At 62.4% G+C, this 13,873-nt stretch carries 15 protein-coding genes; 7 read left to right on the top strand and 8 right to left on the bottom strand.

What is annotated here, in order from left to right; all coding sequences use genetic code 11:
- The first annotated feature begins 195 nt into the window (after nt 1-195).
- Entirely contained in the window at nt 196-783 is a 588-nt protein-coding gene (locus tag C2U30_RS05945) for a histidine phosphatase family protein (protein ID WP_103243408.1), read from the top strand.
- Between the two features lie 48 nt (nt 784-831).
- Here the strand turns inward: C2U30_RS05945 and C2U30_RS05940 are convergent, their stop codons facing one another.
- A complete protein-coding gene (locus tag C2U30_RS05940) occupies nt 832-3,975 on the bottom strand; it encodes a DUF3427 domain-containing protein (protein WP_103243407.1) in 3,144 nt (1,047 codons plus the stop codon).
- A 153-nt stretch (nt 3,976-4,128) separates the two neighbouring features.
- On the opposite strand from C2U30_RS05940, the gene C2U30_RS05935 reads away from it, so the two are divergent.
- On the top strand, nt 4,129-4,596 hold the full coding sequence (locus tag C2U30_RS05935; protein WP_103243406.1) for a hypothetical protein: 468 nt from the start codon (nt 4,129-4,131) through the stop codon (nt 4,594-4,596).
- A gap of 110 nt (nt 4,597-4,706) precedes the next feature.
- Nucleotides 4,707-5,075 (top strand): VOC family protein, encoded by a 369-nt coding sequence (locus C2U30_RS05930; protein WP_103243405.1) that lies wholly within the window; start codon nt 4,707-4,709, stop codon nt 5,073-5,075.
- Nucleotides 5,076-5,087: 12 nt separating this feature from the next.
- Here C2U30_RS05930 and C2U30_RS05925 read toward each other — a convergent pair whose 3' ends face one another.
- Together C2U30_RS05925 and gdhA are read right to left on the bottom strand one after the other, a co-directional pair.
- Nucleotides 5,088-5,303: a DUF3955 domain-containing protein gene (locus C2U30_RS05925; protein WP_103244655.1), complete on the bottom strand. Its 216-nt coding sequence runs from the start codon at nt 5,301-5,303 to the stop codon at nt 5,088-5,090.
- Nucleotides 5,304-5,487: 184 nt separating this feature from the next.
- Entirely contained in the window at nt 5,488-6,831 is a 1,344-nt protein-coding gene (gene gdhA / locus C2U30_RS05920; RefSeq protein ID WP_103243404.1) for an NADP-specific glutamate dehydrogenase, read from the bottom strand.
- Nucleotides 6,832-7,402: 571 nt separating this feature from the next.
- Here gdhA and rluF point away from each other — a divergent pair.
- Nucleotides 7,403-8,416, top strand: coding sequence for a 23S rRNA pseudouridine(2604) synthase RluF (gene rluF, locus C2U30_RS05915; protein ID WP_010674196.1), 1,014 nt, complete (start codon nt 7,403-7,405; stop codon nt 8,414-8,416).
- Nucleotides 8,417-8,502: 86 nt separating this feature from the next.
- Here rluF and C2U30_RS05910 read toward each other — a convergent pair whose 3' ends face one another.
- Both C2U30_RS05910 and C2U30_RS05905 read right to left on the bottom strand, forming a co-directional pair.
- Nucleotides 8,503-9,735 carry an MFS transporter gene (locus C2U30_RS05910; protein WP_103243403.1) on the bottom strand — a complete coding sequence of 411 codons (1,233 nt, stop codon included), beginning with the start codon at nt 9,733-9,735 and terminating at the stop codon, nt 8,503-8,505.
- Entirely contained in the window at nt 9,728-10,237 is a 510-nt protein-coding gene (locus C2U30_RS05905; RefSeq protein WP_103243402.1) for a nucleoside deaminase, read from the bottom strand. The genes C2U30_RS05910 and C2U30_RS05905 overlap by 8 nt, the downstream gene beginning before the upstream one ends.
- A 116-nt stretch (nt 10,238-10,353) precedes the next feature.
- Here C2U30_RS05905 and C2U30_RS05900 point away from each other — a divergent pair, with 116 nt between their 5' ends.
- Nucleotides 10,354-11,196 (top strand): LysR family transcriptional regulator, encoded by an 843-nt coding sequence (locus C2U30_RS05900; RefSeq protein WP_029314296.1) that lies wholly within the window; start codon nt 10,354-10,356, stop codon nt 11,194-11,196.
- A gap of 16 nt (nt 11,197-11,212) precedes the next feature.
- Here C2U30_RS05900 and C2U30_RS05895 read toward each other — a convergent pair whose 3' ends face one another.
- From C2U30_RS05895 to C2U30_RS05885, 3 genes are all read right to left on the bottom strand, one after another.
- Nucleotides 11,213-11,680: a GyrI-like domain-containing protein gene (locus tag C2U30_RS05895; RefSeq protein ID WP_103243401.1), complete on the bottom strand. Its 468-nt coding sequence runs from the start codon at nt 11,678-11,680 to the stop codon at nt 11,213-11,215.
- 20 nt (nt 11,681-11,700) lie between these two features.
- On the bottom strand, nt 11,701-11,856 hold the full coding sequence (gene rsmS, locus C2U30_RS05890) for a pleiotropic regulatory protein RsmS (RefSeq protein WP_010674200.1): 156 nt from the start codon (nt 11,854-11,856) through the stop codon (nt 11,701-11,703).
- Between the two features lie 84 nt (nt 11,857-11,940).
- The gene (locus C2U30_RS05885) at nt 11,941-12,408 is read right to left on the bottom strand and encodes an acyl-CoA thioesterase (RefSeq protein WP_103243400.1); all 468 of its coding nucleotides are present in this window, start codon (nt 12,406-12,408) and stop codon (nt 11,941-11,943) included.
- A gap of 173 nt (nt 12,409-12,581) precedes the next feature.
- Here C2U30_RS05885 and C2U30_RS05880 point away from each other — a divergent pair, with 173 nt between their 5' ends.
- The gene (locus C2U30_RS05880; protein ID WP_103243399.1) at nt 12,582-13,232 is read left to right on the top strand and encodes a tellurite resistance TerB family protein; all 651 of its coding nucleotides are present in this window, start codon (nt 12,582-12,584) and stop codon (nt 13,230-13,232) included.
- A gap of 159 nt (nt 13,233-13,391) precedes the next feature.
- A complete protein-coding gene (locus C2U30_RS05875; protein WP_199767348.1) occupies nt 13,392-13,850 on the top strand; it encodes a GNAT family N-acetyltransferase in 459 nt (152 codons plus the stop codon).
- Nucleotides 13,851-13,873 lie beyond the last annotated feature (23 nt).

Here is a 13,873-nt window from a genome sequence, read left to right as displayed (position 1 = left end):
TCTGTCTTTTCTGGCATTGGCCGCCATCCTGTGACCGATAAACCGGCACATCCCCTGTCGTCCTTTCACGATAGCCGCAGGCCATGCGCTCAAGGAGTCAGCACAAGCCTGCATCCTCCGGGTCTTGGTTGACCCGGTACATCTGTTATCATCTTCCCCCTGTTTTCTTATCTCGTTGACTCTGCTGGAGAAACCATGTCTCGAACCCTCTATTTGCTGCGCCATGGCCAGACCCGTTACAACGCCGAATTGCGGTTGCAGGGGCGTTGCAACTCCGAGTTGACCCCCAGGGGAGAAGCCCAGGCCCTCGCCATGGGGGCCCGTCTGGCCAAGCTCCTGACCGAGCCCACCGACTGGACGATCTACGCCAGCCCCCTCGGCCGGGCACGGCAGACGGCGGAGCGGGTGTGTCAGCAGCTTGGCTTGGACCAGGAGCGCATCATCTGGGATGAGCGGCTGGTGGAGCTAGGGATGGGGGAGTGGGAGAGTCGCCGGGTGCCCGAGCTGCTGGCGGCCTACCCCGAGCTGGATCTGGAGGAGCCGGACTGGTATCTGCAGGCCCCCCATGGCGAGAGTTTTGAGAGCATTCAGCGCCGGGCCCGGCAATGGCTTGAGGACGAGCAGATTGCCGAGCAGGCCATCGTGGTTTCTCACGGTCTCTTTGGCGCCATGCTGCGCGGCGCCTATGTGGATCTGGACTACACCACCACCTGGCTGCAGGAGCTGCCACAGGATGCCTTCTTCAAACTCAGTGGCGGTCGCATAGAACGGATTGCCTGCTGACCACACGAAGGCGGCCCGCCGTGGGTGGGCCTTGTTGTGATGGGTCGCTCAGCCAACTGCCAATTTGGCCGCTTCTTTCCACATAAAAGGCGGCATCGGAGTAGTGAGACGCCATTTAATGTTCATCGGTTGGCTACCGCTGTGGGAGATGTACTCCACCTCACCGAAGTTCACAAAGCCAAGGGTGCGGCCAAATTCATCTTTGCTCTGCTCACGAACGAACAGAAACACGCGCTTACCCTCTGCTCTGTGGTTTATGTAACTCAGCCCCTTACCTCGCTCTGGGCGAGCGCTGTTTTGGCTCTGCCAATGGAACAGTGACTCGTTGATGGCGTAGTCGTGATAACGGGTGGTGGGGGAGAAGTGCTGCTCCGTTTTGTTCAAGGTCACGAACAGCAACTCGATATTGTGCTCTGCGATGACATAGACCCCTTCGCGAGCCGAGGGCTGTTGCGTGAAGGTGGTTGCCCCAAAGCCAACCAGCACCTGCTCTCTGGCATAACGGGCATGCAGTTGCAGTGGATTGCCGGGAAGGTCAGGCATGGCCAGTTGCTCGTGTTGCACCCGGTTGATCAGCATGGGCAACAGATCTGCCAGCTCGGCCCTCAACTCAGGTTGATTGAGTTGTTTCAGGCTGTGCGCCAACGTTCTAAAGCCTGCGTTGGGGCCGCTTTGTTGCCAGAAGTCGTAATGGCACATCAAGGCCATCCGCTCATCGTGTTCAGCCGTTAAGGTAAAGGCGCTTTCCACCAAGGTTTGTAAGAAGTTCAAGTAATGGAGCGCATCGCAGCCCAATAGCCGGGTTTTGATGGCCCGGGTGTAGAGGGTCGACAGCTTCTCATCGCTCATTTCAGAAACGGTATGGTTGTGGGCCTGTTTGACCAAGGCGCTCCAATTGCCGCGCTTGTAGATCTCCTCAAGGCTGATATGAGGGTAGAACTTCAGAAAATTCGCCAGTGTCAGCGGTAAATCGCAATCCTGTGAGAAACGGCGGATCAGGCCCATGAGGCGCGAGGTATTGAGAGTCGCCTTTTTGATATTGCTCAGAATTAACTCTTGGGTCTGTTTTGAGAGCTCGATGCGGCAGCCCAAGGGGGCGTGAGGGAAGCCCTGTTTGATCTCGTGGCTGATCGCTTTATTGGTTTTACCCACCAGTGCCCGGAACTTCTGGGCAAAGTCATACTCAGCACGGGCATTCCCAACAAAGTCCAATACGGTGCAGCACTCTTTATCGCTCGCCAGTCGCAGGCCGCGCCCCAATTGCTGCAAGAAGATGGTGAGGCTTTCCGTTGGTCGTAAAAACAGCAAGGTATCGACTTCCGGGATATCAACCCCTTCGTTGAAGATGTCCACCACGCAGAGAATATTGATAACGCCGGTACGCAAATCTTGTTGCTTACTATGTCGCTCGTCTCGGTTATCGCTGGTGAGGATGTCAGCCTTGATGCCCTTCAATAAAAATGCTTTGCACATAAAGTTGGCATGTTCACGGCTCACACAAAATGCCAGTGCTTTGATCTTGGTAATATCGGTGACGATCTCATTGAGGCTCTGGACTATCTTCTGTACCCGCTGCTGATTGTGGGTATAGATATTGGTGAGCTCAGTGATGTCATAACGGCCATTTTTCCAAGCCACTTGGCGCAAGTCAGTATCATCATCGATACCAAAATATTGGAACGGACAGAGATGGCGACGATTGATGGCCTCGGGCAAGCGGATCTCTGCTGCGATGACACCACAAAAGTCGGCAAGAATATCACCGCCATCATGGCGCTCTGGCGTTGCGGTTAATCCCAACAGAATGTGAGGTTCAAAGGCAGCGAGCAGACCGCGATAACTGGCCGCCGCAATATGGTGAACCTCATCAATGACGATGTAATCGAAATAGTCGGGGCTAAGACGTAAATTAGCCAGCTGGTTATTCAAGGATTGCACCGAGGCAAATAGTTGACGGTAGTGGGTTGGCACGGCGCCGCCGACCAAGAGTTCGCCAAAATTGTATTGCTTGAGCACTCCGCGGTACGAGGCCAATGCTTGGCGCAAGATCTCCTCTTTATGGGCGACAAACAGGAACTTGGCATCGGGTTTGGTTTTCAGAAAACGCGCAAAATCAAAGGCGGAGATCAGAGTTTTCCCTGTACCGGTAGCCGCTACCACCAAGTTACGAAAGCGCTGGTGTAAAGCGCGCTCCATCGCCAATTGTTCAAGGATCTCCAGTTGATGGGGAAACGGCGTGATATCAAAGAAATAGGCAGGGATATTTCTGTCCCCATCCCCACGGGCCTCTTGCAGTGCATGCTGCAATTTTGTACGGCTTTCGAGCTTGCCATCAAACAGCTCAAAATCATCGGATTCCCAATAGGTTTCAAAGGTACTCAGGGATTTCTCGATAATATGAGGGATCTCTTGCGAGGTGATTTTTAGGTTCCACTCCAAGCCGCTGGTGAGGGCAGAGTGAGAGAGATTGGAGGAACCTATATAGCCGGTATGAAAGCCGGTATTTCGGCAAAAGAGATAGCTCTTGGCATGCAACCGCTCGCGCTGGGTGTTATAGCTGAGTTTGACTTCGGTATTTGGGAGGCTGGCTAAAAATTCAACTGACTTGGCGTCGGTCGCCCCCATATAAGAGGTAGTAATTACTTTTAATTGGCGGCCGCTGCGAGTGAACTCTTCCAGCTCATGACGGAAAATACGGATGCCTGCCCACTTGATAAATGAGACCAGCCAGCAGATGCTATCTGCCGATAATATCTCCCGTTTAATCTCTGACTCCATCGACAAACCCGCATTGCTGCCGCAGAACAGCTCACTTTGCGTTAGACCGGTCAGAGGGAAAATATCTTCGGCATATTGCTTTAAATTGGCAGAGATGGGGTTATCCAACTGGTAGAGCGCCGTCAGAATTTTTCCCTGACTGTCGATAAGGTTCTCGCCAATAAAGTCTGGGTCTTGTATGCGATCTTTTAGCCAAAGCAATAACTGGTTAGCCAGCTCAATCTGCCGTTGTAATGGGTCATCGCCAGTGACCGAGCCTACTGCATATTCCAACACACGAGTTAGGAATCGTGATAACCAGACTGCGGCCTCCGCAGACTCCAGTTGTCGTTCCCCGATGTAGAAATGCGATCGATCTAGTCTTGATGCCAACAGTTGTGTGATGAGTTGTTCATAAATACCACATTGCTGCATGGTGACTGACCTTGAATCTTGTGCATAGAGGGAGTAGGCAGGGTATCATTTTTTTTAGCTAAATCAGTAAGCTGTTATCTAATTTTGCCCATTTGAAGATCTATCTAGCCATGGGCGGCGAAGATAGAGAAGGCGAACCACAGGGAGGTGGTGATGGATCCAATATCTTATCTTTTTTCGGCTTATCTCAATCTGGTGCAGCAACAGGTGACGGATATCTATGGCACCGAGCTAAAAACGCTGGTAGTGCCCTATGAGGGAGAGCAGGTTCCCTTCTCTTTCCAGCTCTGGCAGATAAAACAGCAAAGTGTCTGCCGTCCCTACGAGCAAGATGTGCGGCGCTTCAGTCAGTGCACGGTCAAGGCGCAGGCACTGTTTGGCAAACTGTGCGATGACCTGACACGGCAAGACGACAGCAGTTGGCAGCTTCCCAAGTACCGCACCATGTACTGCTCGGCCGCCATCGGCTATCGCCCCATGATTGCGGAGATCGCCGATGCCCAGCAGAGCCCGGGGAAGCTCGCGGAGCGGGCCTGCAATCAGGCCATTCTGGCGGCCATGGAGAGCGACGACGAAACCCTGCTGGCCCAGCGTGACAAGGCGTGTGCCGCCGTGCGTTAAGGTATTTCCCTAGTAAAAATAAGTGGTTAGCCCCCCTGTGCACCATGCCACAGTTTCTATTGAGGCGGGTGGGTATGATGGTGCGGCAATCACCACCACAGGGAGAGACCATGATCAGCCATATCGACCATCTGGTATTGACGGTCAGCGACATAAAGCGGGCGGTGTCCTTTTACAGTCGCGCCTTCAAGATGGAGCCCATCACCTTCGGGGCCGGGCGCCGGGCCCTGCGCTTTGGCAACCAGAAGATCAATCTGCAGTTGCTGGGGGAGGAGCCGCGCAACCGGGCGCAGGTGGGGTCGGGGGATCTCTGCCTCATCACCCGCTGGCCCCTGGATCAGGTGATGGCCCAACTGGCGAGCCAAGGAGTCGAGATAGTGGAGGGGCCTGTGATGAAAAGCGGTGCCTGTGGCCCCATCGAATCGGTCTATTGCCTGGACCCGGATCAGAACCTCATCGAGATCAGCCGCTATTGCTGAGCTCCTGGCGCATCAGGGCCGGTTCTCTTCCCCTTTGGCGAGGGCCCTGCGCAGTAGCGGGAGCAAGCTGAGTACCATGCCGGTGAAGAGCAGCAGATAGCCCAGGGGCAGCAGGGCGAAGGGCTCGTGCAGGAATCCCTGTGCATCCACTGTGGTGCCCAGCAGGTTGAATACCAGAAAGCAGCCGACCCCGGCCAGGATCAGCAGGGCGCCTATGGTCGTTGTCATCTCGTTCTTCTCGTTCACGTATGGAAGAGGGGGGAGGGTGTCATGGCTGGGTGAAGCGAGCGTGAAGTGGCGTCGGGCATGCAACCTGCGTCGCCCAGGTTAAAGCAACAGCTATGCAGATAACACAACAGGGCAGCCATGGGCTGCCCTGTTGATTTGGGGGATGTCACGGGAAATGGCGTGACTAGCAGACCCCTTGCGCCAGCATGGCGTCAGCCACCTTGACGAAGCCGGCAATATTGGCACCGCTTTCGTAGTTCACATGACCATCATCCTGACCGTAACGGACACAGGTGGCATGGATACTGGTCATGATCCCCTTGAGGCGGGCGTCCACCTCCTCCCGGGTCCAGGAGAGGCGCTGGGCATTCTGGCTCATCTCGAGGCCCGAGGTGGCAACCCCGCCGGCGTTGGCCGCCTTGCCCGGGGCGAACAGCACCTTTGCTTCGTGGAAGAGGCGGATAGCGGCAGCGCTGGAGGGCATGTTGGCTCCCTCGGCCACCAGCTGCACGCCGTTGGCAATAAGCTGCGCCGCATCTTCGGCATCCAGCTCGTTCTGGGTGGCGCAGGGGAGGGCGACGTCGGTCGCCAGGTGCCAGGGGGTACGGCCGCTGAAGAACTCGAGCCCGAGCTCATGGGCGTAATCGGCGACCCGCTTGCGCTGCTCGTTTTTAAGCGCCATCAGGCGGGCCAGCTTCTCGGGGGTGAAGCCGTCCGGATCATAGACGGTGCCGCCGGAGTCGGAGGCGGTGATGACGCGTGCGCCGAGGGCCATCGCCTTCTCGATGGCGTATTGGGCCACGTTGCCCGAGCCCGACACCGAGACCCGCAGGCCATCGAGGGACTGGCCGCGATGGGCCAGCATGGCGTCGACAAAGTAGAGCAGGCCGTAGCCGGTGGCTTCCGGACGAATGAGGCTGCCGCCAAAGGAGAGTCCCTTGCCGGTGAAGACGCACTCGGCGCTGTTGGTGAGCTTCTTCATCATGCCCGCCATGTAGCTCACCTCGCGCCCGCCCACCCCGATGTCGCCCGCCGGCACGTCGGTGTTGGCCCCCAGGTGGCGATAGAGCTCCAGCATCAGGGCCTGGCAGAAGCGCATTACTTCTCCTTCGCTCTTGCCCTTGGGATCGAAATCGCTGCCCCCTTTGCCGCCGCCCATGGGCAGGGTGGTGAGGGCGTTCTTGAAGGTCTGCTCGAAGGCGAGGAATTTCAGCACCGAGAGATCCACCGAGGGGTGGAAGCGCATGCCGCCCTTGAAGGGGCCGATGGCGGAGCTGTGCTGCACCCGGTAGCCGCGGTTCACCTGCACCTGGCCCTGGTCATCCACCCAGCTCACCCGAAACTGCACCAGGCGCTCGGGTTCCACCAGTCGCTCCAGCAGGCCGTGTTGCAGGTAACGGGGGTGGCGTTCCACATAGGGCCAGATGGAGGCGATCACCTCGCTCACGGCCTGGATAAACTCGGGCTGGTGAGGGTTGCGGCTGGCGACCTGGGCCAGGAAGGCCTCCTGGGAGAGGGAATGACTCATCTTTAACTCCTGTCGTGAATGATGAAAGTGGCGTCCTGCCAGAGAGGGGACCATGCCCGTCTTCAGGGTTCGCGGGGCTCAAGGGGCCCGTTGTTGCGCCCCGATGGGGGTGTCATTTCCCGTCGTCGGCGGGTCAGAGCAGATAATTCGCGATGACCAAAATCTCTTTATGCATTTTTTCTGGATAAATATCAAGCGTTAGATCATCTGGCTATCTGCCGAAGGCCGCACCCTATCTTCGGCGGCGGGGGCCCGGCCCATGAAGTGAGCACCATGAAGTGAAAAGAGGCGGGGAGTGCGCGGTGCAGCCCAATCAGGGCCGCGGCGTCACCGCACGCTGGATAATGGGGGGCCTGCTGCTGCATCAGGGGCTGCACCCCCTGTGAGCCAGCGGCCAGGGTGCGACGGGGCCGGGCGCGGGCCCGTGCAATGTGCTACTGTAGCGGCGTTTTTTGCCGAACATGCAGGGCGCAGGCCCTTATTTCATGGAGTTGTATGCAGACGAACCCGACCACAGCGCGGCTGATCCAGCCAGCCATTCTCAAGGCCCATCCGACCGGGGAGGTGACCCATGCTGGCCGATGAATCCATGCGCCTGAACAAATACATCAGCGAGAGCGGCATCTGCTCACGTCGTGAGGCCGATCGTTTCATCGAGCAGGGCAACGTCTTCATCAACGGCAAGCGGGCCGGAGTGGGGGATCAGGTGTTTGCCGGGGATCTGGTCAAGGTCAACGGCCAGGTGATCGAGCCGCGCGAGGCCGACAGCCTGGTCTTCATCGCCCTCAACAAGCCGGTGGGCATCGTCAGCACCACGGAGGCGGGGGAGAAGGACAACATCGTCGACTTCGTCAACCACAGCACCCGCATCTTCCCCATAGGGCGACTCGACAAGGACTCCCAGGGGCTCATCTTCCTCACCAACCACGGGGATCTGGTGAACAAGATCCTGCGGGCGGGCAACGATCACGAGAAAGAGTACCTGGTGACCGTGGACAAGCCGGTGACCGACGAGTTCGTCCGGGGCATGGCGGCCGGGGTGCCCATCCTCGGCACCGTCACCAAGAAGTGCAAGGTGAAGCGAGAGGCGCCCTTCGTGTTTCGCATCACCCTGGTGCAGGGGCTCAACCGCCAGATCCGCCGCATGTGCGAGCACTTCGGCTTCGAGGTGACCAAGCTCGAGCGCATCCGCATCATGAACGTCAGCCTCAAGGGGCTGCCGGTGGGGGAGTGGCGCGACCTCACCGACGACGAGCTGATCGAGCTGTTCAAGCTGATTGAGGACTCCTCCTCCGAGGCGAAACCGGCCAAGGGGGCTCAGGTTGCCAAGCCCAAGGCGGCTGCGGCCGGCACTCCGGCCCAGGGCAAGAAGCCGCGGCGCAGCGACGATCACGAGATTGGCGGGCGGCCCAATGTGCCGGGTCCCGAGGCCTTCGAGAAGAAGAGCCCCGCAGGCAAGGGCGGGGCGGGCAAAGGGGCTGCCAGCAAAGGGGCAGCAGGTAAAAGCGCGCCCGGCAAGGGGGGCAAACCCGCCCCGGGCAAACCGCGGCCAGGGCAGGGCGGGCGCCAGAAGAAGGGGCGCTGAGCGCCAGGCCTTCCCGCACTCTGATGAACAACACCGGCCTTGGCCGGTGTTGTGCTTTCTGGCCCCCAAGGCCGGTGCTCGCCGGATCAGGCAGGTTTGTGGCCTGCCGTCTGCACAGCCATGGCCTGCTCCGGGGGCAGGCCCATGGCCCTTGGGTAGTGGCGCGGGTTGAGACGCACCACCAGCAGGCTCATCAGGACCAGGGCGCCGAGCTGCCACTGCCAGGCGGCGGCGAAGTCACCGCTTGCATGGTGCAGGCGGGCCGCCACCCAGGGGCCGGTAGCCGCCACCATGAAGCCGACCCCCTGCATCAGGGCGCAGAGGGCGCCCGCCCGGCGCGGGTCGGGCAGGTGATCCAGCGCAATCACCATGATGAGGGAGAAGCTCCCCCCAAGCCCGGCGCCGCACAGCAAGCACCAGAGCAGAGGGGCTGTCTGGGGAGCGAGCCAGAGGCCGCCAAAGCCCGCCAGCTGCATGGCGATGGCCAGCGCCATCCAGGGGCGGCGGTCCAGCCGACCGGCTGCCAGCAGGGGCAGGCCAAGGCCGCTCGCGGTCTGGGCCAGGGCGAGCCAGGCCACCAGCTCGCCCCCTTGCTGGGCGCTCCAGCCCGCCGCCATGTAGGCCGGGGCCAGCCAGGCCACGACGATGCCGTAGCCGCTGTTGATGATGCCAAAACAGGCGATCAGCAGCCAGGTGCGGGGCAGGGGGAGCAGCCGCTGCTCCCCGGTGGGGGCGGGCGTGCTGGCCGGGGCGGGCAGGGGCACCCGCCAGGCCAGCCAGCCGAGGGCCAGCAGCACCGGCAGGCCCCAGAGCGCCAGCGCCCGAGACCAGTCCAGATACTCGGCAAGGCGCGGGGTGAGCACGGCCCCGAGCGCCCCGCCCCCCATCATGCAGGCGGAGAAGATCCCCATCACCAGGGGCACCTTTTGGGCGAACCCCTCCTTGATGAGGCCGGGCAGCACCCCCTGCACCAGGGCCGAGCCCAGCCCGCACAGGGCGGCGCTGGCGATGAGCAGGGCGCCGCTCGCGAGATCGACGCGCAGGGCGCTGCCAAGGGCGAGCAACAGCAGGGCCGTCCCGAGCAGGGGGCGCGGGCCCGTGCGACCCAGGAGCGCCGGGGTGAGCAGCACGCCGACCCCGATAAGCCAGAGGGGCAGCAGGGTGACCCAGGCCAGGGTATCTACCCCGAGGGCCAGCCTCGCGTCGATGCGAGGGGCCAGGGGGCCGATGGCGGTGAGGAAGGGGCGCAGGTTGAGGGCGATGAGGATCACCAGCACCAGCAAGGCGCCGCTGCCCGGGGGGAGAAGGCGCTTATGCATGGGGCAGGGGACCGTAGAGGGTTTCAGCCGCGATGGGGCTCGCCAGCTTGATGAGGGGCAGGGGCGGCGGACTCAGCGGCAGTCGCAGGGCCGCGTAGGCCGCGCGGCTGTCAAAGCCGAAGGGGGCGGCATCGTCGTTGTCAAAGGCGTAGTAGACCGCCTGGATGCCGTTCATCACCAGGGCCGACAGGCACATGGGGCAGGGGTGCCCGCTGGCATAGACGATGGCCCCGGCCAGCGGCCCCTGGCGACTCCCTTCCCGCAGCGCTTCCAGCTCCGCGTGACGGGTGGGGTCCCCCGCCTCCAGCATGCGGTTGACGGCGCTCGCCACCAGCCGGTTCTCCCTCACCAGCAGGGCGGCGAAGGGGCGCCCCCCTTGCTGGCGATGGGTCAGGGCCAGGTGCAGGGCCTGCTCCAGCCACTCCTGATGGCTGGGGGCCGAGACGGCGGTGAGGGAGTTGAGGAGGCGGGCACCGGACTGGGAAGGGGGTGGCATGGTCATATCCTGGCAAAGAAGGGGGAGGACAGCAGCCTAGAGGGTCGCCGCATCATTTGGAAATTAAATGATAAAATGACTTCCAGTGGTTTTATAAATGGAGATTGCCCATGGAGCGCCCCCTGCTGGACCCCCAATTGCTGCAGAGCTTCGTCGCCATCGTCGAAACCGGCAGCTTTACCCGCGCCGCCGAGCGTATCCACCTCACCCAGTCCACCCTGAGCCAGCAGATGCGCCGCCTGGAGCAGCAGCTGGGCTGCACCCTGCTCGACCGATCCGGCCGCCAGGTGGTGACCACGGCCCAGGGGGAGACCCTGCTCGGGCTGGCGCGCCGCATCCTGGGGTTGCTGGCCCGGGCGGGGGAGCGGGTGAGCGAGGCGAGCCACCCCCTGCGCCTCGGGGTGCCGGAGGATTTTGCCGCGGGGGCCATGACCCCGGTGCTGGCCGCCTTCGCCCGCGCGCACCCGCAGGTGCGGCTGGAGGTGCAAAGCGATCTCAGCCATGCCCTGTGGCAGGCATTCGAAGGGGGAGAGCTGGATCTGGCCCTCATCAAGCAGGGGCGCGGCCAGGGGGAGCCCATCGCCCGCTGGCGCGAGCCCCTGGCCTGGGTTGACAGCCGGGAGTGGCCCGCCGCCGGGCGCGACCCCCTGCCTCTGGTGGTGTTTCCAAGCGAGGGGCTCTACCGGCGCCAGATGACCGACGCCCTGGATGCAGAGGGGATCCCCTGGCGCATCGCCTACGTGAGCGGCAGTCTCGCCAGCCTGCAAGGGGCGGTGAGCGCGGGGATCGGGGTCAGCCTGCTGCCGGCGCGCCTGCTGCAACCGGATCAGGTGGTGCTGGCCCACTGGCCTGCGGTGCGCTCGGTGGAGCTGGCCCTGCACCAGGGGCCGGGCACGAGCGAGCCCCTCGCCCGCCTGGGGGAGGCGCTGATCGCGCTCTGTGACGAGGTGATGGGGCCGAGGTAGCCCGGGCGGCCAGGGGTCAGGCCAGGGCCAGTTTCGGCACCACGGCGAGCCAGATTTCCACTTCGCCGCTGCCGGTGGCGGCGTCAAAGCGGGCGCCGTAGCGCTCGAAATCCGGCTGCTGGGCAGATTGATAGTCCGATTGCGCGAGCCACGCCAGGGCCTGGCGCCAGGTGTGCGGCAGGGTCGCGACATGCCCCTGATGCAAGAAGATGGCGTAGGTCTGGGGGGCGATGCGCATGCGGCCAAGCCCGGGAGGCAGCACCTCCAGGGCGGCGACCTCCACCCCGCAGAGGTATTCGCAGTGGGTGTCGGTGGCGGCGCAGATGACGCCATAGGCGTGCTCACCGAGCTGCCCCGGTAGGGGAAGCAGGGCGCTGAGGTCGCGCCACTGGCCGGCGAAGTCCCCCTGCTCGAAGGGGTGGTGACGGCGCAGCCCCCCGAGGAGCATGGCGCGGCCTTGTTCGATGCGAATGGGTGCTGACATGGTGCCTCCTGCGGGGGCGCTCAGGCCTCCCGACCTTCCTCGAGCTTGCGCTCATAATCCCGGCGAACGATGGCGAGTGCCGCCAGGGCCAGCGCGGGGGCGATGTGGTTGGTTTCCAGCAGTTCAATCAGATCCACCGCGAGCTGGACCTCGGGGGGGGCATTTTCCAGGGACATCTTGGGTTCTCAAGGGCAAGGGTGGTCGCCATTATAGCGCCCGGCGGCGCGAAGACACGCCCCGGCTGCCCGGGGCGGGACGGGTCACATGTGCTGGCGCATCTCCTTGTCCAGATCCTCGCGCAGGGCCATCAGCTTTTTGGCGTACTGCTGCAACTGCAGATCGCTCTCGCTCACCGGCTGCCACTGGGGCACCGGAGTGGGTTTGCCATGCTCGTCCATGGCCACGAAGATGATGATGCAGTGGGTGGTCTTGCGCCGCTCCGGGTCGGTGGGATGGCGGCTGTAGACATCCACCGCCAGGTGCATGCTGGTGGTGCCGGTGTGGATCACCTTGGCGTGCACCTCCACCAGCTGGCCTATCTGAATGGGGCGCAAGAAGCGGATGCCCCCCACATAGACGGTGACGGCATAGCCGCCACACCAGCCGGCGGCGCAGGCGTAGCCGGCCTGGTCAATCCACTTCATCACCATGCCGCCATGGACTTTGCCGCCAAAGTTGACGTCGGCGGGTTCGGCGAGAAATTGCAGGGTCAGTTCACGGGCGCTCATGGTACTTCCTTATGTCGAGGCAAGGGGGGACTCCTTGGCTGTCCCCCGGGGACAATAGCAGCGGGCGGGGCCGACACTGATCCAACCAGCGCCTCTTCTTGCCTGCGCCGTCATTCACCTTGAGTTCAGCGCAGGCGGCCCAGCATGACTCATCACGCGAGGGAGGAGGCCCCATGAAACAGATGCTGGAGCAATTGATGGGAGCTGGCAAGGGCTGGCTCAACGACGGTGGTGACACGCGCAAGGCCCAGATGAAGGGCATGGCGCAGGGGGGATTGGCCGCCGGGGCCATGGCGCTGCTGCTTGGCAACAAGAAGATGCGCAAATATGGCACCAAGGTGGCGGCGGTGGGGGGCGCGGCAGCCCTCGGGGGGCTGGCCTACAAGCTCTATCAGGACTGGCAGACCCAGCAGTCCACCCCGGCCCAGCCGACCCAGCCCCTCGACACCCTGGAGGGCAAGGCCCTGGATGCCCGCGCCAATCTGCTGGTGCGCGCCATGGTGGCGGCGGCCCGGGCCGACGGCCACATCGATGCCGTCGAGCGCCAGAAGATCCAGGAGTACCTGACCGAACAGGGGGAGCGGGATGCGGCCCGCTGGATTGACGCCGAGCTCTCCCGCCCCCTCGACCCCCATGTCCTGGCGCGAGAAGTGACCGACATGGAGCTGGCGACCGAGGTCTACCTCGCCTCCCTGCTCACCATCGAGGTGGATCACTTCATGGAGCGCGGCTATCTGGACGAGCTGGCGCGGGCCTTGAAGCTGGATGACAACCTCAAGGGGAGCATCGAGCGCCAGGTGGCCCAGCTGGGGGCGCCGGGCTGAGCCCGCATTGCCATCAGGATTGTCCACAAGGCCCCGTCATGGGGCCTTGTCGTTGCCGGGGGCTGTTGATTGCCGTGACGAGCCGATAAGATGCGGGTTCCAAAGGGTGACCGCCGAGCCTCTTTCCTCGCTGGCGACCCTCACTGCAAGGAGCATCAGGTGGACATTCGCAAGGCAACTGAACAGGATATCGACGCCATTCTGGCCCTGAACCGGCAGATAGGTCAGCTCCACTTCGAGCAGGTGCCCGAGGTGTTCTGCCCCCCGTCCCCGGAGGACAGGGTCTTCTTGCTCGGCGCCATTGCCGACGAGGCGCGTCTTTTCTGCGTGGCGGTGGTGGCGGGGGAGGTGGCGGGTTTTCTCACCGCCCGCATCGACCTCAACGAGAGCGTCCCCTTTCTCAGCAAGCTGCCCGTCTGCCGCATCACGACCGTGGTGGTGGATGAGGGGCAGCGCTCCCGGGGCATCGGCCGGGCGCTGATCGCCCACGGGGACCAGTGGGGCAAGGCGCGGGGCGCAAGCCAGCTGCGCCTGGAGGTGATGGCTTTCAACGAGCGGGCCAGGGCCCTCTACGAGCGATTGGGCTTCAAGGCCCAGTCACAGACCATGGCCAGATAAGGCGCACTCGCTTGCAAAAGGGC

The sequence above is a fragment of the Aeromonas sp. ASNIH5 genome (genome assembly GCF_002902865.1).
Lineage (GTDB): Bacteria > Pseudomonadota > Gammaproteobacteria > Enterobacterales > Aeromonadaceae > Aeromonas > Aeromonas caviae.
Note: the sequence above shows the minus strand (reverse complement) of the source record. Positions and strands in the feature narration are given on the sequence as shown.

Excerpts from the sequence above, each read along its gene's own strand:
- C2U30_RS05945 (WP_103243408.1), top strand. The coding sequence starts at position 196 with ATGTCTCGAACCCTCTATTTGCTGCGCCATGGCCAGACCCGTTACAAC.
- C2U30_RS05940 (WP_103243407.1), bottom strand. The coding sequence starts at position 3,975 with ATGCAGCAATGTGGTATTTATGAACAACTCATCACACAACTGTTGGCA.
- C2U30_RS05935 (WP_103243406.1), top strand. The coding sequence starts at position 4,129 with ATGGATCCAATATCTTATCTTTTTTCGGCTTATCTCAATCTGGTGCAG.
- C2U30_RS05930 (WP_103243405.1), top strand. The coding sequence starts at position 4,707 with ATGATCAGCCATATCGACCATCTGGTATTGACGGTCAGCGACATAAAG.
- C2U30_RS05925 (WP_103244655.1), bottom strand. The coding sequence starts at position 5,303 with ATGACAACGACCATAGGCGCCCTGCTGATCCTGGCCGGGGTCGGCTGC.
- gdhA (WP_103243404.1), bottom strand. The coding sequence starts at position 6,831 with ATGAGTCATTCCCTCTCCCAGGAGGCCTTCCTGGCCCAGGTCGCCAGC.
- rluF (WP_010674196.1), top strand. The coding sequence starts at position 7,403 with ATGCTGGCCGATGAATCCATGCGCCTGAACAAATACATCAGCGAGAGC.
- C2U30_RS05910 (WP_103243403.1), bottom strand. The coding sequence starts at position 9,735 with ATGCATAAGCGCCTTCTCCCCCCGGGCAGCGGCGCCTTGCTGGTGCTG.
- C2U30_RS05905 (WP_103243402.1), bottom strand. The coding sequence starts at position 10,237 with ATGACCATGCCACCCCCTTCCCAGTCCGGTGCCCGCCTCCTCAACTCC.
- C2U30_RS05895 (WP_103243401.1), bottom strand. The coding sequence starts at position 11,680 with ATGTCAGCACCCATTCGCATCGAACAAGGCCGCGCCATGCTCCTCGGG.
- rsmS (WP_010674200.1), bottom strand. The coding sequence starts at position 11,856 with ATGTCCCTGGAAAATGCCCCCCCCGAGGTCCAGCTCGCGGTGGATCTG.
- C2U30_RS05885 (WP_103243400.1), bottom strand. The coding sequence starts at position 12,408 with ATGAGCGCCCGTGAACTGACCCTGCAATTTCTCGCCGAACCCGCCGAC.
- C2U30_RS05880 (WP_103243399.1), top strand. The coding sequence starts at position 12,582 with ATGAAACAGATGCTGGAGCAATTGATGGGAGCTGGCAAGGGCTGGCTC.